The sequence below is a fragment of the Priestia sp. P1_B12_1 genome, assembly GCF_056406695.1.
The window spans coordinates 26,458-51,336 of the sequence record NZ_JBFTZR010000015.1 but is presented as its reverse complement, the minus strand read 5'-3'; the positions used below and the strand labels follow the sequence as shown (position 1 = coordinate 51,336).

The 24,879-nt window shown below is 38.5% G+C and carries 27 protein-coding genes, 11 tRNA genes and 1 rRNA gene; 5 read left to right on the top strand and 34 right to left on the bottom strand.

Features of this window, described 5'->3' with window-relative positions; all coding sequences use genetic code 11:
- From AC1D0Y_RS26075 to AC1D0Y_RS26015, 13 genes are all read right to left on the bottom strand, one after another.
- Nucleotides 1-118: ribosomal RNA gene (locus AC1D0Y_RS26075) — 16S ribosomal RNA — on the bottom strand; the annotation flags it as partial.
- Nucleotides 119-199: 81 nt separating this feature from the next.
- A tRNA-Gly gene (locus AC1D0Y_RS26070) sits at nt 200-273 on the bottom strand.
- A gap of 4 nt (nt 274-277) precedes the next feature.
- Nucleotides 278-354, bottom strand: a tRNA-Arg gene (locus AC1D0Y_RS26065).
- Nucleotides 355-444: 90 nt separating this feature from the next.
- Nucleotides 445-530 (bottom strand) — tRNA-Leu (locus tag AC1D0Y_RS26060).
- Nucleotides 531-552: 22 nt separating this feature from the next.
- Nucleotides 553-635: transfer RNA gene (locus AC1D0Y_RS26055), tRNA-Leu, on the bottom strand.
- A gap of 12 nt (nt 636-647) precedes the next feature.
- Nucleotides 648-720, bottom strand: a tRNA-Lys gene (locus AC1D0Y_RS26050).
- 4 nt (nt 721-724) lie between these two features.
- Nucleotides 725-799 (bottom strand) — tRNA-Gln (locus tag AC1D0Y_RS26045).
- A 10-nt stretch (nt 800-809) separates the two neighbouring features.
- A tRNA-Asp gene (locus AC1D0Y_RS26040) sits at nt 810-885 on the bottom strand.
- Between the two features lie 28 nt (nt 886-913).
- Nucleotides 914-989: transfer RNA gene (locus AC1D0Y_RS26035), tRNA-Val, on the bottom strand.
- 24 nt (nt 990-1,013) lie between these two features.
- A tRNA-Glu gene (locus tag AC1D0Y_RS26030) sits at nt 1,014-1,088 on the bottom strand.
- Nucleotides 1,089-1,097: 9 nt separating this feature from the next.
- Nucleotides 1,098-1,188, bottom strand: a tRNA-Ser gene (locus tag AC1D0Y_RS26025).
- A 3-nt stretch (nt 1,189-1,191) separates the two neighbouring features.
- Nucleotides 1,192-1,266, bottom strand: a tRNA-Asn gene (locus AC1D0Y_RS26020).
- 134 nt (nt 1,267-1,400) lie between these two features.
- Entirely contained in the window at nt 1,401-1,850 is a 450-nt protein-coding gene (locus tag AC1D0Y_RS26015; RefSeq protein WP_060745937.1) for a SprT family protein, read from the bottom strand.
- A 109-nt stretch (nt 1,851-1,959) separates the two neighbouring features.
- Here AC1D0Y_RS26015 and cmpA point away from each other — a divergent pair, with 109 nt between their 5' ends.
- Nucleotides 1,960-2,076 carry a cortex morphogenetic protein CmpA gene (cmpA, locus tag AC1D0Y_RS26010; RefSeq protein WP_013055014.1) on the top strand — a complete coding sequence of 39 codons (117 nt, stop codon included), beginning with the start codon at nt 1,960-1,962 and terminating at the stop codon, nt 2,074-2,076.
- 56 nt (nt 2,077-2,132) lie between these two features.
- On the opposite strand, the gene AC1D0Y_RS26005 is transcribed toward cmpA, so the two are convergent.
- From AC1D0Y_RS26005 to acpS, 14 genes are all read right to left on the bottom strand, one after another.
- A complete protein-coding gene (locus tag AC1D0Y_RS26005) occupies nt 2,133-4,307 on the bottom strand; it encodes a Tex family protein (protein WP_028410447.1) in 2,175 nt (724 codons plus the stop codon).
- 84 nt (nt 4,308-4,391) lie between these two features.
- Entirely contained in the window at nt 4,392-4,997 is a 606-nt protein-coding gene (locus AC1D0Y_RS26000) for a PP2C family serine/threonine-protein phosphatase (RefSeq protein WP_034276828.1), read from the bottom strand.
- Nucleotides 4,997-5,791, bottom strand: a complete 795-nt coding sequence (sigB, locus tag AC1D0Y_RS25995) for an RNA polymerase sigma factor SigB (protein WP_013055011.1) — start codon at nt 5,789-5,791, stop codon at nt 4,997-4,999. Before sigB ends, AC1D0Y_RS26000 begins: the two co-directional genes overlap by 1 nt.
- Nucleotides 5,757-6,242: an anti-sigma B factor RsbW gene (gene rsbW, locus AC1D0Y_RS25990; RefSeq protein WP_025753516.1), complete on the bottom strand. Its 486-nt coding sequence runs from the start codon at nt 6,240-6,242 to the stop codon at nt 5,757-5,759. The genes sigB and rsbW overlap by 35 nt, the downstream gene beginning before the upstream one ends.
- Complete coding sequence (locus AC1D0Y_RS25985; protein WP_013055009.1) at nt 6,239-6,571, bottom strand: anti-sigma factor antagonist; 333 nt, start codon at nt 6,569-6,571, stop codon at nt 6,239-6,241. Before AC1D0Y_RS25985 ends, rsbW begins: the two co-directional genes overlap by 4 nt.
- 59 nt (nt 6,572-6,630) lie before the next feature.
- Nucleotides 6,631-7,641 carry a PP2C family protein-serine/threonine phosphatase gene (locus tag AC1D0Y_RS25980; RefSeq protein ID WP_013055008.1) on the bottom strand — a complete coding sequence of 337 codons (1,011 nt, stop codon included), beginning with the start codon at nt 7,639-7,641 and terminating at the stop codon, nt 6,631-6,633.
- A 13-nt stretch (nt 7,642-7,654) separates the two neighbouring features.
- Nucleotides 7,655-8,056 carry an anti-sigma regulatory factor gene (locus AC1D0Y_RS25975; RefSeq protein WP_013055007.1) on the bottom strand — a complete coding sequence of 134 codons (402 nt, stop codon included), beginning with the start codon at nt 8,054-8,056 and terminating at the stop codon, nt 7,655-7,657.
- Nucleotides 8,057-8,059: 3 nt separating this feature from the next.
- Nucleotides 8,060-8,416, bottom strand: a complete 357-nt coding sequence (locus tag AC1D0Y_RS25970; RefSeq protein ID WP_013055006.1) for an STAS domain-containing protein — start codon at nt 8,414-8,416, stop codon at nt 8,060-8,062.
- A gap of 2 nt (nt 8,417-8,418) precedes the next feature.
- The gene (locus AC1D0Y_RS25965) at nt 8,419-9,255 is read right to left on the bottom strand and encodes an RsbT co-antagonist protein RsbRA (RefSeq protein WP_013055005.1); all 837 of its coding nucleotides are present in this window, start codon (nt 9,253-9,255) and stop codon (nt 8,419-8,421) included.
- Nucleotides 9,256-9,412: 157 nt separating this feature from the next.
- Nucleotides 9,413-9,763: a type II toxin-antitoxin system endoribonuclease NdoA gene (gene ndoA / locus AC1D0Y_RS25960; RefSeq protein ID WP_013055004.1), complete on the bottom strand. Its 351-nt coding sequence runs from the start codon at nt 9,761-9,763 to the stop codon at nt 9,413-9,415.
- A gap of 4 nt (nt 9,764-9,767) precedes the next feature.
- Complete coding sequence (locus AC1D0Y_RS25955; protein ID WP_013055003.1) at nt 9,768-10,049, bottom strand: CopG family ribbon-helix-helix protein; 282 nt, start codon at nt 10,047-10,049, stop codon at nt 9,768-9,770.
- A gap of 200 nt (nt 10,050-10,249) precedes the next feature.
- Complete coding sequence (gene alr / locus AC1D0Y_RS25950) at nt 10,250-11,410, bottom strand: alanine racemase (RefSeq protein WP_442599501.1); 1,161 nt, start codon at nt 11,408-11,410, stop codon at nt 10,250-10,252.
- A gap of 143 nt (nt 11,411-11,553) precedes the next feature.
- Complete coding sequence (locus tag AC1D0Y_RS25945) at nt 11,554-12,612, bottom strand: LolA family protein (RefSeq protein WP_013055001.1); 1,059 nt, start codon at nt 12,610-12,612, stop codon at nt 11,554-11,556.
- A gap of 58 nt (nt 12,613-12,670) precedes the next feature.
- On the bottom strand, nt 12,671-13,036 hold the full coding sequence (acpS, locus tag AC1D0Y_RS25940; RefSeq protein WP_025753519.1) for a holo-ACP synthase: 366 nt from the start codon (nt 13,034-13,036) through the stop codon (nt 12,671-12,673).
- Nucleotides 13,037-13,100: 64 nt separating this feature from the next.
- On the opposite strand from acpS, the gene AC1D0Y_RS25935 reads away from it, so the two are divergent.
- Nucleotides 13,101-13,703, top strand: a complete 603-nt coding sequence (locus AC1D0Y_RS25935; RefSeq protein ID WP_060745935.1) for a rhomboid family intramembrane serine protease — start codon at nt 13,101-13,103, stop codon at nt 13,701-13,703.
- An 8-nt stretch (nt 13,704-13,711) separates the two neighbouring features.
- On the opposite strand, the gene uvsE is transcribed toward AC1D0Y_RS25935, so the two are convergent.
- From uvsE to AC1D0Y_RS25915, 4 genes are all read right to left on the bottom strand, one after another.
- Nucleotides 13,712-14,683 (bottom strand): UV DNA damage repair endonuclease UvsE, encoded by a 972-nt coding sequence (gene uvsE, locus AC1D0Y_RS25930; protein ID WP_028410443.1) that lies wholly within the window; start codon nt 14,681-14,683, stop codon nt 13,712-13,714.
- A gap of 95 nt (nt 14,684-14,778) precedes the next feature.
- Nucleotides 14,779-16,290, bottom strand: coding sequence for a degradosome RNA helicase CshA (gene cshA / locus AC1D0Y_RS25925; protein WP_016762753.1), 1,512 nt, complete (start codon nt 16,288-16,290; stop codon nt 14,779-14,781).
- 196 nt (nt 16,291-16,486) lie between these two features.
- Nucleotides 16,487-17,869 carry a UDP-N-acetylmuramoyl-tripeptide--D-alanyl-D-alanine ligase gene (locus AC1D0Y_RS25920; RefSeq protein ID WP_060745934.1) on the bottom strand — a complete coding sequence of 461 codons (1,383 nt, stop codon included), beginning with the start codon at nt 17,867-17,869 and terminating at the stop codon, nt 16,487-16,489.
- 96 nt (nt 17,870-17,965) lie between these two features.
- A complete protein-coding gene (locus tag AC1D0Y_RS25915) occupies nt 17,966-19,048 on the bottom strand; it encodes a D-alanine--D-alanine ligase (RefSeq protein WP_028410441.1) in 1,083 nt (360 codons plus the stop codon).
- Between the two features lie 293 nt (nt 19,049-19,341).
- Between AC1D0Y_RS25915 and AC1D0Y_RS25910 the strand changes: the two genes are divergently transcribed.
- From AC1D0Y_RS25910 to AC1D0Y_RS25900, 3 genes are read left to right on the top strand one after another with little or no spacing between them, the layout of a single operon-like run.
- Nucleotides 19,342-19,854 carry an FMN-binding protein gene (locus AC1D0Y_RS25910; protein ID WP_060745933.1) on the top strand — a complete coding sequence of 171 codons (513 nt, stop codon included), beginning with the start codon at nt 19,342-19,344 and terminating at the stop codon, nt 19,852-19,854.
- An 11-nt stretch (nt 19,855-19,865) separates the two neighbouring features.
- Nucleotides 19,866-20,798: an FAD:protein FMN transferase gene (locus AC1D0Y_RS25905; RefSeq protein WP_060745932.1), complete on the top strand. Its 933-nt coding sequence runs from the start codon at nt 19,866-19,868 to the stop codon at nt 20,796-20,798.
- Nucleotides 20,782-21,669 (top strand): RnfABCDGE type electron transport complex subunit D, encoded by an 888-nt coding sequence (locus AC1D0Y_RS25900; RefSeq protein WP_060745931.1) that lies wholly within the window; start codon nt 20,782-20,784, stop codon nt 21,667-21,669. Before AC1D0Y_RS25905 ends, AC1D0Y_RS25900 begins: the two co-directional genes overlap by 17 nt.
- A 17-nt stretch (nt 21,670-21,686) precedes the next feature.
- Here AC1D0Y_RS25900 and AC1D0Y_RS25895 read toward each other — a convergent pair whose 3' ends face one another.
- The 3 genes from AC1D0Y_RS25895 to AC1D0Y_RS25885 form a co-directional block, all read right to left on the bottom strand.
- Entirely contained in the window at nt 21,687-22,922 is a 1,236-nt protein-coding gene (locus AC1D0Y_RS25895) for a sensor histidine kinase (RefSeq protein WP_060745930.1), read from the bottom strand.
- Nucleotides 22,915-23,592: a response regulator transcription factor gene (locus AC1D0Y_RS25890; protein ID WP_028410436.1), complete on the bottom strand. Its 678-nt coding sequence runs from the start codon at nt 23,590-23,592 to the stop codon at nt 22,915-22,917. The genes AC1D0Y_RS25895 and AC1D0Y_RS25890 overlap by 8 nt, the downstream gene beginning before the upstream one ends.
- 145 nt (nt 23,593-23,737) lie before the next feature.
- Nucleotides 23,738-24,850 (bottom strand): acyltransferase, encoded by a 1,113-nt coding sequence (locus AC1D0Y_RS25885; RefSeq protein ID WP_060745929.1) that lies wholly within the window; start codon nt 24,848-24,850, stop codon nt 23,738-23,740.
- Nucleotides 24,851-24,879: the final 29 nt, after the last annotated feature.

The window sequence follows — 24,879 nt, the reverse complement described above, 5'->3', positions numbered from 1 at the left end:
TTACTCACCCGTCCGCCGCTAACGTCATAGAAGCAAGCTTCTAATCAGTTCGCTCGACTTGCATGTATTAGGCACGCCGCCAGCGTTCATCCTGAGCCAGGATCAAACTCTCCGAAGAAATGTTTGACTTGCTCAWTTAAAAAATAAAATTTAACGTTGACGTTTGTCGCTTTGTCCAGTTTTCAAAGTTCAATATATTTGGAGCGGGTGATGAGAATCGAACTCACGACATCAGCTTGGAAGGCTGAGGTTTTACCACTAAACTACACCCGCAATATGGCGCGCCCGAGAGGAGTCGAACCCCTAACCTTTTGATCCGTAGTCAAACGCTCTATCCAATTGAGCTACGGGCGCTTCTTATGATGTTTACCGCCGTTGTTTTGGCGACTTTATTATAATATCATTTCTATTTTCTCATGTCAACACTTTTTTTAAAAAGTTTTTTGGTGCGGCCGAGAGGACTTGAACCTCCACGGGGTCGCCCCCACTAGGCCCTCAACCTAGCGCGTCTGCCATTCCGCCACGACCGCTAAATACATAAAATGAATAAGATGCGGGTGAAGGGACTTGAACCCCCACGTCGTAAAGACACTAGATCCTAAGTCTAGCGCGTCTGCCAATTCCGCCACACCCGCAAGAAATGAAAATGAGCCATGAAGGACTCGAACCTTCGACCCTCTGATTAAAAGTCAGATGCTCTACCAACTGAGCTAATGGCTCTTTATGGCTGGGCTAGCTGGATTCGAACCAACGCATGACGGAATCAAAATCCGTTGCCTTACCGCTTGGCGATAGCCCAATAATTTAAATGGCGGTCCCGACGGGAATCGAACCCGCGATCTCCTGCGTGACAGGCAGGCATGTTAACCGCTACACCACGGGACCATCCAAAATTATGTATAAAACAGTCAAATGGTGGAGGATGACGGGATCGAACCGCCGACCCCCTGCTTGTAAGGCAGGTGCTCTCCCAGCTGAGCTAATCCTCCACAGAATATGTAAATGAAAATCAATGGTGACCCGTACGGGATTCGAACCCGTGTTACCGCCGTGAAAGGGCGGTGTCTTAACCGCTTGACCAACGGGCCATTATAAAATGGCGGAGAAGGAGGGATTTGAACCCTCGCGCCGCTTACACGACCTACACCCTTAGCAGGGGCGCCTCTTCAGCCACTTGAGTACTTCTCCATATGGCTCCACAGGTAGGACTCGAACCTACGACCGATCGGTTAACAGCCGATAGCTCTACCACTGAGCTACTGTGGAATAATATTTATCAGACTTCTTACATTGTAATCGACATTATATGTAATGTCAATAAGTTTTTGTAATTTATTTGCCGTTTATTTGAGACGGCTTTATTAATTTATCATAATCAATCTATTTTAGTCAAGCATCTTCTACATTTTTTTTAATTTACCTTTACACTTTCCACAAACATATTTAACCGTGTTCACTTTTCTTTTTCGAACATATTTTTGATCGCACTGCATACATACATATATGTGCTCTTTTTTCTTTCCATCACTTTCTTTTTTCAATGCCTGACAAAATCGGGGGGCCCCTACTTCTTTCATTAGGCTTTTAAAGTCTTGATCTCCATGCTTATACCCTTTCCCCTCAATATGTAAATGATAGTGACAGAGCTCATGTTTAATGATTGCTACTATTTCTTGTGTGCCATATTGTTCAAAGTATTTGTAGTTTACTTCTATATTAGATGTACGTAATAAATACCTTCCACCTGTCGTACGTAAACGAGGATTAAAAGTGGCTTCATGACGAAATGGTTTGTGAAACAACTTCAATGAAATTTCTTCTACAAGTATTTGTAAATCCTTATCATTCATCTTATATACTCCTCTACTGTATGAAATCACCTGACTAGCTCTTTGGGCATACACTTCATTACATACTCACTATTTACCTTATCATAAATGAAAAGGAGTGATTGTCCTTATGCCAATGTGGCTACAAAAACAAATGAGGCGCGCTTATTCTGAAAAAGACCGTGCACAAATAAAATTGCTCAATCAATGTTGGTTTTTTTATCAAAAAAATAACTCCGCTTCTTAATCACTTCTTTTTAAAAATAAAATTGCCTTTTCAGAAAATCTGAAAAGGCAATTTTATTATTGATGGGGCGGAATCATCGTCAATGCGACTCTTCCTTTTTTCATATCTACGTCTTCTACCCACACATTCACCAAATCTCCTACTGAAACGACATCGAGGGGGTGCTTAACGTACCGATTCGTTAATTTAGAAATATGGACTAGACCGTCTTGCTTAACTCCTATATCGATGAACGCTCCGAAGTCTACGACGTTTCGCACCGTACCTTCAAGCTGAATACCTTTGGCAAGATCCTCTAGCTTCAAAATATCCTGACGGAGCAAAGGTTTTGGCAGTTCATCACGAGGATCTCTTTCCGGTCTTACGAGCGCTTCTATAATGTCTTTTAAAGTAAGCTCCCCTATACTTAGTTCTTCTGATATTTCGGGTAAAGAAATATGTTTTAATGCTTCTTTTACTTTCTCCGTTCCAAGCTCAGTCTCTTTCACTTCAGCTTTCTTTAAAAGCTTTTTAACGTCTCCATATGTTTCAGGATGGATACCCGTTCTGTCTAAAGGTTCTTCACCTTCTATAATACGTAAAAACCCAATACACTGCTCATACGTTTTAGCACCTAGACGCGGAATTTTCTTCAGCTGTTTTCGGTTAGAGAATTTTCCGTTTTCATCCCGATATTTTACAATGTTTTGAGCAACTGTCTTATTTAGACCAGCAACGTATTGTAGAAGCGAAGCAGAAGCCGTGTTTGCATTTACTCCTACCTGATTTACTACTGTCTCTACAATAAAAGTCAGTGAATCATTTAATTGCTTTTGAGACACATCATGCTGATACTGCCCTACTCCTACCGACTTAGGATCGATTTTCACAAGTTCAGCCAGCGGATCTTGCAGCCTTCTGGCAATCGATACAGCGCTTCGCTCTTCTACTTGAAAATCAGGAAATTCCTCTCTAGCAACATCAGAAGCCGAATATACGCTTGCTCCTGCTTCATTCACAATCAAATAATAAACTGGGTTTTCAATTTCTTTAAGAACATCCGCTACAAATTGCTCCGTTTCGCGAGATGCCGTTCCGTTTCCAATGGCTACTACTTCAATAGGGTATTCAGCGAACATTTTCTTTAATTTATTTTGCGCTTCAGCTGCTTTTCTCACAGGAGGATGTGGATAAATAACATCAATTTTTAATACCTTGCCTGTTTCATCTACTACAGCTAATTTGCAGCCGGTTCGAAAAGCTGGATCTACTCCTAATACCACTTTCCCTTTCAATGGAGGTTGGAGAAGCAGTTTTCGTAAGTTTTCAGAAAAGATGTGAATGGCTCTTTCTTCCGCTTTTTCTGATAGCTCTTTACGGATTTCGCGTTCAATAGATGGTTCTATTAAGCGTTTATAAGCATCTTCTATAGCTGAGATAATATAACTTTCGGCTGAAGAATCCCTTTTTTTGATTACTTGTTTATGTAAATATGTAAGAATACGATCTGTAGGCGCATCAATACTCACTTTTAAAATGCCGTCTTTTTCTCCTCTATTCATAGCTAAGATACGATGAGGAACGATTCGCTTTACCGCTTCTGTATATTCATAGTACATTTCATAGATATTTTTTTCATCTTTTTCAGGATCTTTGACTGAAGTAACAATTATGCCATCCTTTACAGTGGTCGTACGAATCCATTGACGATAAGATGCTTCGTCAGAAATTTGTTCCGCTACAATGTCTAGGGCTCCCTGAATAGCTTCTTCAGAAGATTGAACTCCCGCTTCTTCGTTTATGTATGTTTTCGCTTCGTTCTTCACGTCGGAACGTGGAAAACTTAGTAGCCACTGCGCTAATGGTTCAAGACCTTTTTCTTTTGCTACAGTTGCTTTTGTACGTCGTTTTTGCTTAAAAGGGCGGTATAAATCTTCTACTTGCTGCAATTTCTTCGCTTGGTGAATTTGAGCAGCCAGTTCCTCAGTTAATTTTCCTTGCTCTTTAATTAATCGAAGAACTTCCTCTTTACGCTCCTCTAAATTCATTAAATAGTTCCAGGAATCTAAAATATTCCGGATTTGGACTTCATCCAAAGCACCAGTTTGTTCTTTTCTATATCGAGCAATAAAGGGAACTGTATTACCGTCTTCTACTAAAGCAATTACGTTTTGTACTTGCTTTTGTGAAATCTCCACCTCTTTACTTACACGCTGAACAATTTGATTATCTAATTTCGTTGCAACAGACACAGCTTATCCTCCTACCTAAATGAAACTTTGTCTCTATTGTAACAAAACTCACATGCAATAACACATGTGAGCTAAAAAGAACGGCTATGCGGTTGGAAGATGACCAGCGATATACGTAATATCGTCATTATGAGATCGAATAGCTGCCTGTAGCCGTGTCGACAATTGATCTACATTCATCGAGTTAGCAAAAACAGATTTAATCTCTTTTAATTCTAAGCCATCTGTATGAATCAAAAATTTAGAACCGGAGTCATATGGGAAGGTTTGTGTGCGGAACTTTTGAATTTTCCCTGATAAAAAACCTTGAATTGGCAGAGGGTACGTTAATTTCCCCTCCGGAGAATACAGATAAAAGCGGATATTACCTACATTTGTATAATGAAATTCGTTATGTTTTTTATCAATTTTCAAAATAGCTACTGCTGCGCCTCTTGTATGTCGAGTAGCTTTGTTGCACTTAGAAATGATCTCATCCACATCTAGATGATGATGAGCTTTCGCTACATCCGTAACAGCTACAGAAGCGGCTCTGGCTTGTTCACCGCTTCCTAATCCATCTGCCACTGCACATAGAAAATAGTCATCCGTTTCTTTGACATAGTAACTATCTCCACAACATATGTTCCCTTGCTTTGGTTCTTGGTATATATGAGTTTGAATCGACTTTGTATTAGGGTCTACTGTCATCACGACATATACTCCGAATCGTTAGAATCTGAGCGAGCTGCAGTCCTTAGCTTATCAAGCGCTCTTCTTTGCAGTCGAGATACATGCATTTGAGAAATCCCTAACTTCTCACCGGCATCTTTTTGACTCAGATTTTCAATAAAGGTATAGCGAATCACTTCTTTTTCTCTATCGCTTAATACATGAAGAATTTTTTCTAACACTAACCGCTGATCAGTTTTCTCATAACCCGACTCTTGTTCACCTACTAAATCAAGGATTGTCACAGTGCTTCCATCAGAGTCTGCTTCAATGGAATGATCAACAGACAACGCTTGATAACTTTGCCCCATCTCCATCGTTTCTAAAATTTCTTCCTCTGTCACTCCGATGTGATCAGCAATTTCTTTCACTTGAGGAGATCGCTGTAAACGGGTTGTTAGCTCTTCGACAGCTGCTTTAATTTTAGGACCTAATTCTTTGATGCGGCGCGGCACGTGAACACTCCACGTTTTATCGCGTAAAAATCGCTTAATCTCTCCAATGATTGTAGGAACAGCAAACGATTCAAAGCTTCTTCCAAATGAAGCATCATACCTTCTAATAGCTCCTAACAGTCCTAGCATCCCTACCTGCACAATATCTTCATGTAAGCTTCTGCCTTTTGAATAACGACGTGCAATAGATTCAACAAGGTTCTTGTAATGTACTACTAGATCACTTTGTGCTTCTTCATCCTGCGTTTTTTGAAAGCGCTCAATTCGTTCCTGAACCTGTTCTTTAGTTAATTTCATAGGTTGAGACTGTGTTTTCATCACTCTCCACCTGCTCTCTTTGCACATACTTAGTCATCATTAGCGTTACACCTTTTGAATTGACCATTTTCACTTCATCCATTAGTGTTTCAATTAAATATAAACCAAGTCCACCTTCAGGAAGAAATTCAACTTCTTTTGATGTTTCATAAGGTCCTATATGTTCCTTAAGCTCTTCAAAATTGAAGCTTTCACCTTTGTCGACCACCATGATTTCTAAACGGTCATCAAATAAACCAAAACCTACTCTCACTTCACCATTTTCTTCACTCTTGTAAGCATGCTGCACGGCATTTGTACATGCCTCACTCACAGCAATTTTCATATCTTCAATTTCATCATAAGAAAAACCCATCCGGTTCGCTACACCAGACAGCGTCAGTCGAATAATCGCTACGTAGTCTGGCTTAGCAGGAATCTTCATCTCAACAAAGTCATAAGGCTGTTTCATTTTACGCCACCTTCTACTTGTGAATTCACGTTTAAAATGTCTGTGAGGCCCGTAATATCAAATAAGCGCTTGATGCGCTCTGATACACCAACAAATTTCAAAGAGCCGTTATTTTTCTTATTGGCTTTTAACAATGCAATAAATACACCTAGTCCTGTACTATCCATGTATGATACATCGGTTAAATCGACTATAATTTCTGGTTCGGTATGTTCAGTAATTTCCATGAACTTTTCTTTTAGCTTAGGTGCTGTATATGCGTCAATCTCTCCAGCCAGCTTAATACGATATGCTTGACCGTCCTTTTGTATATCTATTTTTAAATTCATCGTATTAGTAGACCCCCTCTAATTTTGTGCTATCTTTTCTGTACCCTTATTTAGAATACTTAAACTAAACTCTTCAAAATAATCAATGTAAAGTCATCCCTCAATTGAAAATGCTGTAATTTTTCCAGCTCTTTATATACAGATTCTACAATTTCTTGAGGAGACAAATGCATGTATTTTCGAATTAATTTTATGATGTCCAATCTTTCAATAAATCCTTCTTCGGTTCTGCATTCTGTTACGCCATCTGTTAACAGAACAATCATATCGCCTTTTGAAAGCTGCTGCTCGTACTGAAGATATTTCACATGGCGATCGACTCCTAGCACGAGTCCTTTTGCTTCCAAATCTTCAAATGAATCAGCTTTGGCATCATAATAAAAACCTGGTTCATGCCCTGCAGATGCATAATCAAATAAGTTTGTCTCGGGATTATAGCTTCCGTAGAACATCGTAATAAACATACTTGGATCTACGTTTCGCTCTACAATATTGTTCAAGTTCTCTAATACATAACTTGGATTTTTTCTTGAGTCCGGTAAGCTGTCCATTGCATACTTGATCATAGACATACACATTGCAGCTGGAATTCCTTTTCCGATCACATCGGCAATGGCAATACTTAACCCGCCGTGCTCTTCTTCTACAAAGTGAAAATAATCTCCGTTCATCTGTTTAGCCGGTACGCTAATCGCGCCAATTTCTAAAGTTGAACTAGCCGGAACCTTTGTCCCCAACAGCGTCTGCTGGACGTTAGCGGCAACTTCAATTTCAGAACGAAGTTCCCGCTGCTTATTTTTTAATGTTTGATGCTCACGAAGAGCAAGACCGTAGCTAATCATTACCTCAAGTAAAAAGTCCAGAGAATGCAGCACTTTTTCTGGAATATCAGAATAAATTTCTTCAATCACTTCTTTATGAATGCTCACAATATCTTCTGGCGATATTTCATTCTCTAAAGATTTTCTACTTAGTTTTTGTCCTTGATACAAAATTTGTTCATTTTGTGTTTGGATATAGTTCCCCAAAATATCTTTGTATAAATCTCTCATCTCTTTATCAAAAGACATTATCTATTTCCTCCTACCGGAGCCACTTAACTGCTTTAATCTCAGTACCTTCTCCGACATTTGTTTCGATGTCAAACTCATCCATCAATCGTTTTACCCCAGGAAGCCCAGCTCCTAGTCCACCCGATGTTGAGTATCCATCTTCCATTACTTTGCGAACGTCGGGGATACCTGGCCCTTCATCTGTTGCTACGACAAGAAGACCGTTTTTTCCTCCACGATTTAATTTCTCAATATAGATTTGACCCTTACCCGCATATAGGTAAATATTACGAGCTAATTCAGAAATGGCGGTTGTAATACGAGCTTGGTCAACTGTTCCAAACCCTAGCTCTTTCGACACATTTCTACCTAATTGGCGTGCCGCTACGATGTCCCATTCTGTTACGATTTTTACGCTGGATTGGAATTCCATATACTAATCCCCCAATTCCGATTGGAGTTTCTCAAGACCTTTTTCTAAATCGAGTGCAGTAAGAACATCATTTAGGCCAATCCCTAACTCAACAAGTGTAATAGCTACTGCAGGCTGGATACCTGTTAATACTACTCTAGCCCCCATCAAATTAGACATGCTAACCACGTCACCTAAAACTTTTGCGATGAATGAATCGATCATATCAATTGAAGTTAAATCGATTACCACTCCTTTTGCTCCAGTTTGATGAATTTTACTTAGCAAATCTTCTTGGAATTGAATAGCCGTTTGATCATCCAGCTCCCATTGAATGGATACCAATAAATAGTCGTACAATTTCAAAATGGGTATTCTCACGTTTATTCCTCCGATTCTATATCAACTATTTTCCGCTCAGTCATTTCTAACGCAAACTCTACGCCCTTTTTTAATGAATTTTTCGTAATAATTTCGTTTAAGTTAATACCTAAGTTCACAATAGTCTGAGCAATTTCCGGACGAATTCCTACTAACAAACACTTGGCTCCAACCAAACGTACGGCTTCAGCAGCTTGAATAATATGATGGGCAACCATCGTATCCACTACTGGTACTCCGGTAATATCTATTAATACGACCTCTGATCGGTGCTTTACGACACCTTGCAATAAATTTTCCATAATTTTCTTTGCGCGATCAGTGTCAATTGTTCCTACAAGCGGCATTACTGTAATTTTATCAAATACCGGTATTAATGGAGCAGACAATTCTTGAAGTGCAACTTTTTGCAACATAACTGTATTTTCCCACGAGTTGGAGTATTGTTCTACTATTTTGTTATAAATAGGGCTTAACCATTTGTCAAACCGATAGAATAATTCAGAATGAGTTTGGTCAGCCTTTACATGTTCACTGTTTACATACCCTTCGACCACTACGTGACCCAAGTTACGTACACCCTGTGTTAAATAAGCAAGAGGCCATCCTAAACTCACAACTCGTCCTACTACTTCCTCTAGTTCCTCTGCAAAATTTTCCTGATCACGGAATGCTTTTGCCAAAAGTAAATTTACAAAATCAGAGCTTACATTTACGTACACTTGCTCGGATACAATGTTTTTAATGCGCTCTGTTTCCACATCATTCATTAACACTAGCCATCGATCAAAAATTTCTGATTTATGATTTTGTATATAATTGAATAAATCTTGATTCATGAGGTCCTCCTTGTGAGTCAATACACTCATTTATATCTATATATATATTATCATTTTTAAAAGGTTTCTTATTACAATATACGTTTACTGATTATTCCTAGTCAAATTAAAAAAGTTGCTCATAAAGGAGCAACTTAGCATAAATGGAAGTATAATTCTAAAAGTCGATAAGTCCTACACTGATTTGCAAGGCTTCATCCACTCTGTCCATCATTTCATCATCTAAATGGGTAATCTTGTCTGTTAGCCTCTGTTTATCAATAGTACGAATTTGTTCTAGTAAAATAACTGAATCTCGCTCAAATCCATAGCGCTTTGCATCAATTTCAACATGCGTAGGTAACTTTGCCTTTTGAATTTGAGCAGTGATCGCAGCTACAATAACAGTTGGGCTAAAACGATTGCCTATATCATTTTGAATGACAAGTACAGGGCGAACGCCTCCTTGTTCTGAGCCAACAACAGGAGATAGGTCAGCAAAATAAACGTCGCCACGTTTGACTACCAAGTCATTACCCCCCGCTTACTAAACGATCCACAGTATGATCAGCTTCATACTCTGCTAGAAAAGCCTCGGAAGCAATATTTAAGTTTATCTTTGCCATCTCCATATATCCACGTCTCATTGATTCGCGAATATGGCGTTTTTTTCGCTCACGAAGGTACAATTTTGTTGCTTGGTGAATAAAATCACTTCGGTTGCCATTTTCTTGTTTAACCATAAGATCGAGCTCCGATACTAAATTTTTCGGTAATCTTACTAGGATTTCTGTAGTTGCGCTCGCTTCAGACACAAACATACACCTCCAACATCAATACACACACCAATAGTCTCATCTTTCCTTATCATAACATTGATTAGCTTTAATGGAAAGTTAATTCTGTCAATTTCTACACTATTATCGTCAATTGATACCCTCTTTTATGCATGGAAGTTATTATTTTATTGTCTTTTGTTCGCAGACTTTTTATGTTGACTCAGGAAGATGTATATTCAGCGCAAGATATAATTATTAACATCAATATGCTGCAAATCTCTTGTATAAACCCTCGGAACCCTTGCTGCAATCATGCAAGGGATTTCATAATTAATTGTTTCAAGATGCTTCGCTACTTCATCAATTGTAATTTCAGCATCTTTTTGTTTTCCAATAAATGTTACTCTTGTACCCATTTTATACATTTTAGGTAATTTAATCATCAATTGGTCCATGCAGATTCTACCAACAACTGGCACTTTAAATCCATCTACTAATACTTCAAAATTACTTAATTTACGAATCCAGCCGTCTGCGTATCCTACTGGGATAGTAGCAATCCATTCATCTTCTTTCGCTTCATAAGTAGCTCCGTAACTGATATGACTCCCTTTTTTGACTTTTTTAACATGCACGATACGGCTGTGCAGTGAAAAAGCCTGTTTTAACGGAATTGGCAAGACTTCTTTTAATTCCTCAGAAGGACTCAAGCCATACATAGAGATACCTAAGCGTACGCCATTAAAGATATCTTTCGGACGACGAAGCAAGGCTGCGCTATTTGCACAGTGAATCATCGGAGGTGTAAAATTATATTCTTTCACAATTCGAACCATTTCTTCAAAGAATGTGTATTGTTCTTCAAAATAAGATGAGTTTAGCTCGTCTGCTGTTGCAAAGTGTGTAAACACTCCATCCAGCACGAATCCCGAATGAGAAGCGATGATTTTCATCGTTTCGTGTAATTCTTCTTTTGTTCTAACTCCCAAGCGACCCATGCCTGTATCTATTTTTAAATGCATATGCAGCTGACTGTTTTCACCTAGAATGGACGCCGCTTCTTCAATCCAAGCTTTGCTATAAGCAGTGACTGTTATATCCCACTCCAATGCAGTTTGAATGTGTAGGGTAGGCACGGCGCCTAATACTAAAATGGATTCCTTTATTCCTTTTTTCCGAAGAGCAATAGCTTCATCCAAAAAAGCTACAGCTAGCATATCAGCACCAGCTTGAAGCGCAATCTCTGCTACTTCTTTATCTCCATGCCCGTACGCATTCGCCTTCACTACGGCCATTAACGTTTTATGCCCCGGTATCAGTTCTCTTACATGATTCACATTTTGAAAAATGGCTTCTACATCAATTTCTGCCCATGTTTCTCTATAAAATGCATCCATTACTACGACACTTCCTTTTTTCAGAACCATTCTAAACGTACTTTCCTCTGTTAGTATAATACATCTATAGCCAAACTTCATCTCGATCTTTATTCAAATTAAGCAAGAACAAGCCTACATATATGCAGGCTTGTAAGCTTCTCTTATTTTCCCATCTGACTTTGCACAGATCTAGCAACTGTACTCAATTCATCTGGTGTTAGCTGATCAGAAGCCAGCATAAAGTCTACTCCATTATATGTCCAAGATAGACTTTTATCCGTTAAAGCTCCCACAGTAAAACCTAAATCAAAGGGCTCTCCGGCAGTAACTGTGGATGTTGCTGTTTTAGCTACTTGCGCTTTTTCTTGTACAAGCGTAAACGGCTTTTCTCCTTTGTACATTAAAACAACTCTCTCGCCATTTTCTGTCTCAATTTTCTTTTCCTTGGACAGCTTTGTACCTTTTGGAACATCCTTAGGATAAAGGACGCTAAATGATTTCTGCTGAGCTAATGTTGGAACGTCAATCTTTGCACTTGTCATGTTTCTTTTTGTATCAAAAGCCCCTTTATCAAACTTAGAATCGAATTTCACCTTAGAGAAATCAACTTTTATTAACACTTTATTATCCGTATCCATAATTTTAACCGAAACAGGCGCTAAGTCACTTTTGTTCAGCGTAATTTCTTGTTTAGGAAGCATCGTGCTATTTTGATAGTTGGTTTTTGTTTCAAAAATATAATGCTTATCCGTTGATTTAAAACTTGCTTTTTCATCCTTCACAATATCTTGGACAAGGGATTCATACAAATAAGCTTGACTGCTATTTTGCGGCCAGTCACTTTGAAAACGAAAGCTTTTATTTAAGGCGGGCGTTAAAACAAAAACCCCTTCATCATTACGCAAAATCATTTGGCTTTGATCTTTCTTTGTATTTTTCAAATTCACTCGATAATACATAGGCTTACTATGCCAAATCTCTACATCGTATACTTGAGCATCTTTCCCTGTATTTAATGTCATCTTAGCATCTGATTTATAACCCGCCATTTCTTGTACCTTGGCATCCAATGCATCTGTTACATCCTGCTGACTTTTTTCACCGCATGCTGATAAGGCTAAGAGAAAAAAGGCGCAAACAAATAAGCCAATCCATTTTTTATGCATTTCCCCAACTCCTTTATTTCGTATATTCACAGCTAAACGGAGAAGCAAGAACATATCTTGTCTCCCCTATCCACACTATGAATATATGAACAAGAAATAGTGAATATGCAGACTAGCTTGACAAGCGTTCAATAATTACTTGAGCAATCGCATAGTGCGCACTGTGGGAAATAGATACGTGTACAGACGCGTCCAGCGGTTGTTTTGTAACAATGTGGGGTTTTCCTCTTTCATCATTCACAATTTCGATATCTTGGAAGCTGAAATCTTTTCCTATTCCTGTTCCAAGAGCTTTCGAATATGCTTCCTTCACAGCAAATCTTCCTGCTAAAAATTCGACCTTACGTCGGCTTGATAGCTTTTCATAGCGTTCTTTTTCATTTTTTGTTAAAATCCGAGTAACAAAAGCACTTTGACGCTGCACCATTTTTTCAATCCGCTCTAACTCTGTAATATCAATTCCAGTTCCTATAATCATTTTCATTTAATCCTCTCTTACAGAATAGTATATAAAAATGCCTTTATAAAAAGGAGTGACAAATATGTTCGTACGCACAGAAAATGCAGCTGAATTTAAACGTTTTTATCCTGTTACCTTCACGCTTATCTGCATCCACATTGCGCTATGGTTACTTGCCGCTCTTCCCTCACACCTTGCAGAATCTTTTATACATCAGCTTATTGGTGTGAATAGCTTAATTTCTCAAGGAGACTACTGGCGACTTTTCACACCTATCTTTTTGCATCTAAGCTTTTCACACCTTCTATTTAACTCATTTTCATTGTTCTTGTTAGGTCCAGGTGCTGAGCGTATTCTTTCTTCTTATAAGTTTCTTCTATTCTACCTTACGTGTGGATTGCTTGGAAATATCGTTACATTTCTAATCCAATCTTCTTTCTACAGCCATGTGGGTGCATCCGGTGCCATTTTCGGGCTGCTTGGGTTTTACCTCTACCTTGTAATAAAACAAAAGCACGTGCTTTCTAAAAGTAACCAGCAAATCATTGTCGTCTTTTTAATTATTGGATTACTTTCAGGTCTGCTAACGCCAGGAACCAACAACACAGCTCATTTCGTTGGAGGTATTGCTGGATTTCTTCTCGCTTTTCTCGCGTTCAAACAGAAAAACAAGCCACAGATATGAGGCCTGCTTTAAGATTTAATATAAAAAGTGGATGAGTTAATAAATTCCACATCTTCATAAGACTTCAAGTCTCTTACTAACTGAAAGAGCGCTTCATCTTTTTTCTTAGCTTCAATCATGCAATCAATTTGCGGTATCGTTCCATTTACTTCTTTTAAAAAGCTGTAAAACCCATTAACATCGATATAATCTGCATGGGCTCTAAATTCTTTATCACTTTTAGGACTAGATATATGCATTTTTAGAGGAAGCGTTTCCTGTTCCCACGTTCTAATGATACGGTCCCAATGCTCTTGCCATGAAGTTTCATCGTTGTTTGCCTGATGATGATGAAGATCAAAAATGATTGGGACATTTAGTTTTTCACATAAATACAAGACGTCCTTTATATGAAAGGTTGTATCGTCGTTTTCTAACATAATCATTTGCTGAAGGGATTGAGGTACAAGCCCCCAATTATGAATAAACTGCTCCAGTGCTTTTTCTTTATCATTATAAGCTCCTCCAACATGTAAAACACAGCGATTTTGAAGCGGAATATCCATTCCTTTCAGCAATTTTTGATGCATGCGAAGAGTTTGGATAGAATGCTTAAAAACCTCTTTATCCGTTGAGTTTAAAACAACAAAATGATCCGGGTGAAAATCTACTCGCATTGGATGTTCCTTCAAAAATACAGAAATACGCTGAAGAGCATCTTTTAAAGGAGCTATGTAGTTCCACTCTTTTAGCGCCTCATGGTTAGCTAATGGAATTAACTTAGAACTGAATCGAAAAAACTCAATTTCACTCCACGCATTGTGTTTTAATAACCGTAAGCAGTTTTCTAAGTTGGATATTGCAATACGTTCGAGCTTGCGAATGGCCGCTTCATGGTCTTTCACACGCTGAAATTGTGCAAAAGTCATTGTTTGAGAAGGAGAACTATTTTCCAAATGAACGCTCATCGCCACATAACCTAACCGAACAATGGTCGACATCAGTGAACACCCCATTTTATTTTACTCATAGTGTGCACCAATAAAATAGCAATTAACACATAAAAAAAACGAGCCTGTTAAGGCTCGTTTTTATTTTACGCTTTGCTGCGAGAATCTTTACGATTACTGCTGCTATTGCGATTTCTATTATCACTGCCGTTGCTTCCACCGCGACGCTTGTCACCAAAACGCTTTGAGTTTCCACGACGATTTTGCTGTGAGTAGTTTTTAGAGTTAGAACGTGAACGACCTCCGCCATTTCCACGTTTGTTTTTATCACCTTTTGCAATTACCGGTGGTTCAGCAGTTAATTGAATTGGTGATTCGTTTGGTTCTTTTGTAAATAATTTGATTGCTGCTGCCACTAATGAAACTGAATCGTGCTCTTCAAGTAACTCTTCTGCCAACTGTTTGTAGTAAGATAAGTTGCCTTGTGTCACAGATTCTGTTAATTTGTCAGCTGCAATACGCTGTTGACCTTCCATTGCTTCATCAAGCGTTGGAGGAGTAAGACGCTCCATTTTACGTTTTGTTGTACGCTCAATATTGTGTAACTGTCCAGTTTCTCTTGGCGTTACAAATGTCATAGCAGCACCCATTTTACCAGCACGTCCTGTACGTCCGATACGGTGTACATAGCTCTCTGGATCTTGAGGGATATCAAAGTTGTATACATGAGTAACACCAGAAATATCAAGTCCGCGTGCAGCTACGTCCGTTGCAACTAATACATCAATAGAACCTTCTTTAAATTGACGTAGTACAGATAGACGTTTCGACTGCGTCAAGTCACCATGGATACCTTGTGCAGAATAACCACGCATATTTAATGCTTCTGATAGCTCATCAACACGGCGCTTTGTACGACCAAAGATGATAGCTAATTCAGGTGATTGCATATCTAAAAGACGAGTAAGGATATCAAATTTACGCTTTTCTTGTACTTCTAAATAATACTGCGTAATGTTTGGCATCGTTACTTCTTTTGCTTGTACTTTTACCACTTTTGGTTCGTTCATGAATTTTTCAGCAATGCGACGGATTGGAGTAGGCATTGTTGCTGAGAATAAAAGTGTTTGGTGGTTCTCAGGTACGTTTGATAAGATTTTTTCAATGTCTTCGATGAATCCCATGTTTAACATTTCATCTGCTTCATCTAAAATAACTGTATGAACATCTTGTAGACGAAGTGTACGACGATTAATATGATCTAGCATACGCCCTGGTGTCCCTACGATGATATGAGGGTGCTTTTTCAATGCACGAATTTGACGACTGATATCTTGACCACCGTAAATTGATAGCACGCGTACGCGCTTTGTTTGACCAATTTTGTAAAGTTCTTCAGATACCTGTACAGCAAGTTCACGAGTAGGAGCAATAATTAACCCTTGAATTGCATCTACGTTTACATCAACTTTTTCAATAAGAGGAATACCAAATGCCGCTGTTTTCCCTGTTCCTGTTTGTGCTTGTCCGATCAAATCGTGACCTTCTAGTGCTAATGGGATAGTTTCTGATTGAATTGGTGTTGCTTCTTCAAAACCCATTTTACTCACAGCTTTATTAAGCTGTTGACTTAATCCTAAATCTTGAAATAATGCCAAGTTTTTCAAACTCCTTTTATATTTAGACTATCTATATTTTACAAAAAAAAGCATTCTCCGAGGAAACGGAAAATGCTCTAAACGACTACTTCAATAAATTCAACGTTTAGAGTATAAGCGCCTCAAGACACTCAGACTACATCATAACACTATGGCTTTCCGTTTGCAATAGAGCTTACTTATACTCTTTTTAATATCACGGTAATTTATGCATCATTTTTGAGATAACTTCCTCAAGCTTCATCCCTCGAGATGCTTTCACTAAAACCACATCTTCTCTTGTTGTAATCGCTGTTAATTTTTTAACAAGCTCATCTTTCTCCTCAAAGTGCATTACCTTATCTTCTGCAAAATTATTTTTTGCTCCTTGCTCAATTTCAACAGATAAGGGGCCGTATGTTAGAACATAATCAATTTTTTCTGCTTGAATAAACTCTCCCACTTCTTTGTGGAACTCTTTTTCCTGATCGCCTAATTCAAGCATATCCCCGAGAACAAGAATTTTTTGCTTATAGCCTTCTAAATCATGCATCAGCGTGATAGCAGCTTTAACGGACGTTGGGCTTGCATTATATGCATCATTAATGAAGGTCAGGCCATCTGTTCGTTTCACGAGCTCCATACGCATATTGGTTAGCTTTAATTCTTTTAATCCCTTAGCGATTGTTTCATTGTCTAGTCCAAAATAATGACCCACCGCAATAGCAGAAAGCGCATTGTGAACATTATGTTTACCTAATACCGGGATAAAGAACGAATATGTTGTTTCACGTGAAACAGTGAATGTGGTGCCTAACTCTTCAGCTGAAATAGCACTTGGATATAAATCGTTTTGTTCTGAGCTGCCAAATGTCACCGTTTCAAATACTGGATTAACTACGCGTGATGTTAAAAGTGGCTCATCACCATTATAGACAAGCTGACCTGTTGGCGCTAAACCGCTTGTAATTTCTAATTTCGCCTCCGCAATTCCATCGCGGCTTCCTAAGTCTTGAAGGTGCGATTCTCCGATATTTGTAATAATGGCCACATCAGGCTCCGCTAAATTAGAAAGAAACTCAATTTCCCCTCGGCTGCTCATGCCCATTTCTAAAACTGCAATATCATGAGTTTCATCTAAACGCAAAATAGTAAGCGGCATGCCAATATGATTATTAAAGTTTCCATCTGTTTTCAGAACACGGTAAGTTGTATCAAGCACAGCTTTCACCATGTCTTTTGCCGTTGTTTTTCCGTTACTTCCTGTAATGCCCACTACTTTAATATCCAACTCATGACGATAGGATTTCGCTAATTGCTGAAGAGCTTCTAGCGTATCATCGACTAAAATAACACTAATGTCTGTCGGTGGATTTTCTTCATCTTTGTTCCACAGTGTAGCGACCGCTCCGTTTTCAATTGCTTTATGAACAAATGTATGCCCGTTAAAACGTTCCCCTTTAATTGGGATATATAAATTACCTTGCTGAATGGTTCTCGTATCAATTGAGACTCCCTCAATTACAGCTGCTTCGTTCCCGCTATGGAATACACTTCCTGGAATCATTGCAGCTAGCTGTGTAAGCGTACGTTTAATCATTGTTGGTTTGCTCCTCTCGATATAAAGTAAACTATGGATAACATTAATTGAAACTAAACACAGAAACACTATTCATGATGAATAGTGTTGTGTGAGTTACATTGTGTGTTTAATTTGCTGCTTTTCGGTATGACGTTCAATTGCTAGTGATACAAGTTTTTCAATTAAATCTGGATATTCAACACCTGCGTGTTTCCACAATAACGGGAACATACTGAAAGGTGTAAAACCAGGCATCGTATTCACTTCATTAATAATGAATTTACCTTCTGATGTTAAGAAGAAATCTGCACGTACAAGACCAGATCCATCAATTGCTTTAAATGCTTTGATTGCTAGTGCTGACATTTCTTGATGCTGTTCTTCTGTAATTTCAGCTGGAATAATAAGACCTGTATCGCCGTCTTCATATTTGGCTTTGTAATCGTAAAACGCTTTTTTAGGTAAAATTTCTCCAACTACTGAACAAGCTGCTTCATCATTCCCTAACACACCAATTTCAACTTCACGGCCAACTGCTGCTGCTTCTACAATGATTTTCCGATCGAATAAGAAAGCTTCAACAAAAGCCGCTTCTAGCTCTTCGCGGTTATCACATTTGCTAATCCCAACGCTTGAACCTAAGTTTGCCGGTTTAACAAAGCAAGGGTATCCAAGTGCTTCTACTTTTTCATAAGCAGCCGTTCGATCTGCTTCCCACTCGCGGCGGATAAATGATACGTACTCTACTTGAGGCAGACCTGCCTGTGCAAACAGCTGCTTCATTACAACTTTATCCATACCAGCTGCTGAAGCTAATACACCGTTTCCAACATAAGGAATATTTAATAATTCTAATAATCCTTGTACCGTACCATCTTCTCCATTTGGACCATGAAGAAGTGGGAAAATAACATCTAGCTGATCATCTGTTTTTGAATCTGTTAATGCAAACATTTCTGTATTCAATGAAACTGGTGAAATAGCTGTTCCGTTATCTTGAATTTCTAATTGAGCAACTGTTTCAAGCGGACCAGTCAGCTGTGTGCCGCGAATCCACTTTCCTGTTTCTGTAATGTAAATTGGATGCACTTCATATTTATCGTGATTAATTGCTTTTGAAACTGCTAGAGCTGTTTGTAAAGATACTTTATGTTCAGCGGATTTTCCTCCGTATAAAAGGCCAAGCTTAATTTTCACTGATGTTCCTCCTAACACATATTCATCTTTTCTATTTTATCATGCACGTTTAGATAGTAAACAGAAATATTAACTATTATTACGTATGTCAAAATAGCTAGGCTTGTGAAAGAAATTCCAGCTTCTCCTTTCATTATTTAAAATGACCTTTTCACTTGGATTATTTATTTTCAAAAAAACTTTTTTGATTTTAAATCTTTTTTAAAAGTTTATTTGTAAAGTTTATTTATGCTAAAGATCACCATCAATAATCGAAACTATAGTTCTGGTATAAATCAGGAGGTTCAACAAACATGAGTAAAATGGGAAAAACGATGATTGCTGCATGTAGCGTAGCCATTGGAAGTATTTATGCAACTGGTTATATAAACACTCTATCTGATGCACAAGCTGTTCAAGTCACCCCGGCTCATCATCAGAAGAAAACGACGGATCAAACAGACAATCAAACGATTGTCAATGACAGCTGGGGAGAAGATGTTGCTTCCTCTAATAAGAAACAGTCATCAGCGAGTGCCGAAAGTTCTGCTCCTAAAACAAAATACAAAGATGGAACGTATTCTGGCCAAGGAAGCAACCGTATCGGAACTGTCTACGTATCCGTGACCATTAAAAACGACCGAATTGATACAGTTGAAATTACACAAGCGGATACTCACTATTCTCAAAGTTACATTGAGGGCCTTCCGGCTCAAGTCGTACAAAGACAAAGCTCAGATGTCGACGTCGTGAGCGGAGCAACGCTTAGTACAGAAGATTTTCAAAATGCTGTGGACGACGCACTTCAGCAAGCAGTGAATGCATAAAGGAGAAACGAATGATGTCCATAAAAACGTATAGCCGCTCTGTCTTATGTATGGGAACAACCGTCTCCATTCAAGTAATTGCTCCCCAATCAGAAGAAGCAAATGTCCTTCACCATATCTCAAAGGCATTTACTATTTTTAAAACCGTTGAAACGACATGCAGTCGATTTGATGCCACAAGCGAAGTTATGAAACTAATTAGACATGTCAAAGAGCCTGTTTCTGTTAGTCCTCTATTATTTGAAGCTCTTGATTTCGCTATCTTAGTAGCAAATGAAACGCATGGAATCTTTGACCCAACGGTAGGAAAGCAATTAGAAAACCGCGGTTTTAATGAACATTACTTATATGGAAAACCCGTACAAGTGAACGAAGCAGTCGACTCTGGAAGTTATAAAGACATCGTATTGGATACACATAAAAAAACGGTTTGTTTACAAAAACCGATGATTATAGATCTTGGAGCGGTCGCCAAAGGGTTGGCGATTGATTTGGCTGCCCGCTCCCTTCCTTATCAGCATTTTATGATTAATGCAGGAGGAGACATCCTAGTTAAAGGACGCAATCAACACGGAGAGTTGTGGAAAGTCGGGATTCAGCACCCTGTGATTCAAACGCAGTCACTACTGAATTTACGTGTAACAGATACGGCTGTCTGCACATCAGGAAATTATGCTAGAAAAAATAAGACACATCCATCAACGCATCATTTGGTTAATCCCTTATCTCCATCCACTCGAAGCAGTCTGTTGAGTTGCACAGCTATTGCTCCTTCTGCCATGCTGGCCGATGCATTATCTACGTCAGCTTTTATTTTAGGAGCGGAAAAAGGAGTAAATTTATTGAATGATGCCGACATACGCGGCGTGCTCTTCGACTCTAGTTTCACTCCTTTTTTTACATCAGATATGGAGGAATTAATAAATTATGACCACACGTTCTGAACGAAGAAGCGGTGTTAAATATATCAGTACACCAAAAGGTTATATTATTGTAGATGAAAACAAACCAAAAGAAATAAGTCTTTGGGCGCAGCTAGTTAAAACCCCTAAAAGATATGTAATCGCTATGCTTCTGCTTTTAACTTTATTAGGTGAATTCAACTCTTCTGCCTTTCAAGGATTAGGACACCTACTACTTGCCGTATGCTCGGCGGCCGCCTTAGATTTAGGATTTTCTTTTGCTTATAAAAAGAAAATTCAGCTTCCTGACGGCGGAATTATTACTGGATTAATTATTGCCTTAGTACTCAGCACCTCTACACCTGCTTGGGTCACATTTTGCACTGTAGCTGTTGCGATTTTATCGAAGCACTTCGTAAAAGTAAAAAAGAAGCCTATTTTTAACCCTGCTGCTTTTGGTCTTCTCTTTTCACTTATTGTCTTTTCAAGCGGCCAAAGCTGGTGGGGAAGCTTATCTTTACTACCCGTATGGCTCATTGTATTCGTGTTTGTGACGGGGTACCTTGTGACGAGCAAGGTAAATAAATTCCCTCAAGTATTTGCGTTTTTGGGGGTGTATTTTGCTATTTTCACGATTATGTCATTAATAGGAGTAGGCGATGTAGCAGATGCTTTACGAGCTCCTTTTGTTAATTCCGCTTTATTTTTAGCCTTCTTCATGGTGACGGATCCGCCAACTTCTCCTGCCAAGTATAAAGACCAAATAAAATTTGGGCTGCTTGCGGGGGCGATTAGCGCTATAGATTACTTAGTTTTTGGCGGCCTTGCCTATTTATTAATTGGCCTGTTACTTGCTAATGCATGGAAAGCGTGGAAGACCGCCACCAAAAAAGTGATGAAAAAAGCTGCCTGATGATAGGCAGCTTTTTTTCATAGCGGAATTTTCACATGAAATTCCGTACCCACGTTTTTTTGGCTAAAAACCTTAATTTCTCCGTCATGAGCTTGTACAATCCATTTAGCAATCGCGAGACCTAAACCTGACCCTCCTTCGGCACGTGCTCGGCTCTTATCACTTCGATAAAAGCGATCAAACACATATCGAAGGTCTTTCGCTTCAATGCCAACACCTGTGTCTCTAACGATTAACGTCATAGAGTGATGATATTTCTTTAGACTGATGTGAATGCTTTCTCCAGAGGGCGTGTATTTAAAAGCGTTATCTAATAAAATCATACATAGCTGATGAAGTCGTTCTTGATCTCCTCCGCACATTAACGATTCAATTTCCCTTGTGAAGTGCAGCTCCTTTAGTTCAAATATGGGCTCAAATTGATTAGCTACTTTATCAACCAGCTCGCCCATATTAAAGACCGTTTTGTTTAGCAGCTGCGCACTTGAATCAGATCTAGCCAGTGTTAGTAAGTTACCCACCAGCTTCGTCATCCGCTTCACTTCGTTTAAGCTTTGATAAATATTTTCGCTTTCTTGCTCGATCGTATGATTTGGTCGTCTAAACAATAGCTCGAGATGCGTTTGCATCACGGAAAGAGGCGTTCTTAACTCATGGGAAGCATCTGCAATAAATTCGACCTGTTTGTTCCACGACTTTTGTATAGGTACAAGCGCTCGATTAGCTAAAAACAAGCCAGCCACAAGCGAAAGAAGCAGTCCGATAAACGCTGAAATGATAAGAAGAAAAGCAAGGTGCTCTAAGGTTTGAGTTTCTGGATCTACGTTTAAGACAAGTTGAATCGTTGAAACGTCTTGATCTTTTATATACCCTTCGTTTTTCACATTCATCACTCGATAAGCATGACCGTTTACCTCTTGCGACGTTTGGGCTTTTCCTTCTGAGAGCGCAGGCTTAAAGTCGTCAATATCGTTTGTATATAACCCTTTTTTAGGTGTGATTTTGATTAGTTTTTTATCACCGCTCCAAAGTAAAAACGCAACCCGTCTTTCTGTTTCTCTCTCATTATTTTCCTGAATCTCATGTAAATTTCTTTTTTTTACCTGCTCACTCATCTCACTTAACCGATTGTCTGGATTTGAAAAAATAACATGCTGCATATAAAAATATAAAACTAAACTAAAAATGCTCAAAATAACCATCAGCACGATTGTGTTAAATAACACAAGCCTGATTCTCGTCTTTTTAAACATGCTCTTCCCCTTTTAACATAAAGCCTACGCCTCTCACTGTACGTACATAACCGTCACAATTAAAAGGCTGAAGCTTCTTTCTTAAATGGTGAACATAGACGTCTACTACACCCACTCCTACGTCAGATGTAAATCCCCATACGCGATTAAAAATTTGATCTCGAATAAGGATTTGTTCTTTATTTCGAATAAAGTATTCCAAAAGCTGAAATTCTTTAATCGTTAACGTTAGGGCACTCCCATTTATCATAACTTCATGATTGTCTTCTCGTATAGAAATGGGACCATATGAAATCATGCCTTCTTCTGCCTGCAAGTCTCTGAGCATCACCCTTAACCTCGCAAAAAGTTCAGCCATGGCAAAAGGCTTAACCAAATAATCATCAGCTCCATAATCGAGTCCTTTCACTCGATCTTCTACACTATCCTTTGCAGTGAGAAAAATAACTTTCGTCAGCACCTTTTGTTTTCTTAGCTTTTTTAGTATGTCAAGTCCTGTCATACCCGGCAGCATAATATCTAAAATCAAAGCATCATAAATATTCTGCTCTGCTAAAAACAAACCTTCATCTCCTTCAGACGCACAATCAACTTCATATCCTTCTTCTTTTAAGCCTTCTACGATACCGTGTAATAATGAAGCATCGTCTTCTACCACAAGTACACGCATATCAAATTCCCCCTTTTGTGAGTACCTAAGTAAGCATTATCTTAGCATGTCACTTTTAAAAATATTTTAAAACTAGCGTGTTATCATCTCTTATACTTTATAAAAAAAGTTATGCCTGCAAGCAGACATAACTTTTAACTAAACGCTATTTATGATCAGGACGTCGGTAAATGAACACCGCTTCTTTTGGCAGTTTACCAAACAAAAAGCTAGCAAACGGTAAAAGACGATGACATCCCCAAATGATGAGGTAACAGCCTGCTAATGTTAGAATATAGCGTGCCAAAATTTCAATGTGAAACATGTAGTTTCCTTGTATTGGTACTGCTTTTGCCACAAAGTTTAAAACCATCGGGTGAATCAAGTAAAATCCAAACGAGTACATGGCAATATTTTTAACAATCGTCACGGACTTCACAGAAAGCTTTTCAGCTAATATCTCTGCAATTCGGAAGAAGAAATAACTTCCAGCGACCAAATAAAGCGTATTAACAGCCTCATACGTAAAGCCTGAAATTTGGATTGTCTTCATTGTGTACAAGTGATAATTTAACAGTGAAATAGCTATTCCCGCTCCGAGCGTCACCAGAAATAATACAATATTCGAACGACTGTACTTTTTATCCACTTGTTCGCGATAATAAATGCCAATCCAACCGCCAAGTAAAAACGTAGCCATTGTATTTAAAAACAAATTAAATGAAGTGATATGATACGTATTGTTAAGCATTAAATAACCAAGCTGAATGATAATGCCAAACAGCCACATGTATTTTTTAAAAATGGTTACTTTTTGTGCTAGCCATACAAAAACCGGCAGCACGAGATAAACTTGTACAATTAAAAAGATAAAATGAAGCTGATAGTAGGACTCTCCGCGTAAAATACGTTTCACAATATCAGCTGCATTTAATTCTGTTGCTCCTACATAGTACGAATAAAATTCATAAATAAGTGCCCAAACAATATAGGGAACCAAAATATATGTCACTCTTCGAGCATAATACGTTTTCCATAAAGTCTTTGTTAAAGGCTTGTTAATATAACTATAAAAGAAAACCAAACCTGTAATCACAATAAAGATCCCTGCTTCAATTCGAACAATTCGGTTAAGAAAATGATATTTCTGATAAGCTTCGCTTGCAAATGGCAGTACCGTTGCATATGCTGCTGTTACATGTACGAGCACAACCATCATCATAGCGAATAACCGTAGAAAATAAATGGATTGAATATGCTGCTTTTGTTTTTGCTTCACTTTTTCTCTCCTATATAATGTGAAATATA

What these genes read in the sequence shown, in the direction of transcription:
- sigB (WP_013055011.1), bottom strand. Translation starts at nt 5,791, where the DNA reads ATGAAAACACAGTCTCAACCTATGAAATTAACTAAAGAACAGGTTCAG.
- AC1D0Y_RS25935 (WP_060745935.1), top strand. Translation starts at nt 13,101, where the DNA reads ATGTTCGTACGCACAGAAAATGCAGCTGAATTTAAACGTTTTTATCCT.
- AC1D0Y_RS25965 (WP_013055005.1), bottom strand. Translation starts at nt 9,255, where the DNA reads ATGAATCAAGATTTATTCAATTATATACAAAATCATAAATCAGAAATT.
- AC1D0Y_RS25895 (WP_060745930.1), bottom strand. Translation starts at nt 22,922, where the DNA reads ATGTTTAAAAAGACGAGAATCAGGCTTGTGTTATTTAACACAATCGTG.
- rsbW (WP_025753516.1), bottom strand. Translation starts at nt 6,242, where the DNA reads ATGAAACAGCCTTATGACTTTGTTGAGATGAAGATTCCTGCTAAGCCA.
- AC1D0Y_RS25905 (WP_060745932.1), top strand. Translation starts at nt 19,866, where the DNA reads ATGATGTCCATAAAAACGTATAGCCGCTCTGTCTTATGTATGGGAACA.
- AC1D0Y_RS25945 (WP_013055001.1), bottom strand. Translation starts at nt 12,612, where the DNA reads ATGTTCTTGCTTCTCCGTTTAGCTGTGAATATACGAAATAAAGGAGTT.
- AC1D0Y_RS26000 (WP_034276828.1), bottom strand. Translation starts at nt 4,997, where the DNA reads ATGACAGTAGACCCTAATACAAAGTCGATTCAAACTCATATATACCAA.
- acpS (WP_025753519.1), bottom strand. Translation starts at nt 13,036, where the DNA reads ATGATTATAGGAACTGGAATTGATATTACAGAGTTAGAGCGGATTGAA.
- AC1D0Y_RS25980 (WP_013055008.1), bottom strand. Translation starts at nt 7,641, where the DNA reads ATGTCTTTTGATAAAGAGATGAGAGATTTATACAAAGATATTTTGGGG.
- AC1D0Y_RS26015 (WP_060745937.1), bottom strand. Translation starts at nt 1,850, where the DNA reads ATGAATGATAAGGATTTACAAATACTTGTAGAAGAAATTTCATTGAAG.
- alr (WP_442599501.1), bottom strand. Translation starts at nt 11,410, where the DNA reads ATGGATGCATTTTATAGAGAAACATGGGCAGAAATTGATGTAGAAGCC.
- AC1D0Y_RS25910 (WP_060745933.1), top strand. Translation starts at nt 19,342, where the DNA reads ATGAGTAAAATGGGAAAAACGATGATTGCTGCATGTAGCGTAGCCATT.
- AC1D0Y_RS25975 (WP_013055007.1), bottom strand. Translation starts at nt 8,056, where the DNA reads ATGGAATTCCAATCCAGCGTAAAAATCGTAACAGAATGGGACATCGTA.
- uvsE (WP_028410443.1), bottom strand. Translation starts at nt 14,683, where the DNA reads ATGTCGACCATTGTTCGGTTAGGTTATGTGGCGATGAGCGTTCATTTG.
- cmpA (WP_013055014.1), top strand. Translation starts at nt 1,960, where the DNA reads ATGCCAATGTGGCTACAAAAACAAATGAGGCGCGCTTATTCTGAAAAA.
- AC1D0Y_RS25920 (WP_060745934.1), bottom strand. Translation starts at nt 17,869, where the DNA reads ATGATTAAACGTACGCTTACACAGCTAGCTGCAATGATTCCAGGAAGT.
- AC1D0Y_RS25890 (WP_028410436.1), bottom strand. Translation starts at nt 23,592, where the DNA reads ATGCGTGTACTTGTGGTAGAAGACGATGCTTCATTATTACACGGTATC.
- AC1D0Y_RS25985 (WP_013055009.1), bottom strand. Translation starts at nt 6,571, where the DNA reads ATGAATTTAAAAATAGATATACAAAAGGACGGTCAAGCATATCGTATT.
- AC1D0Y_RS25900 (WP_060745931.1), top strand. Translation starts at nt 20,782, where the DNA reads ATGACCACACGTTCTGAACGAAGAAGCGGTGTTAAATATATCAGTACA.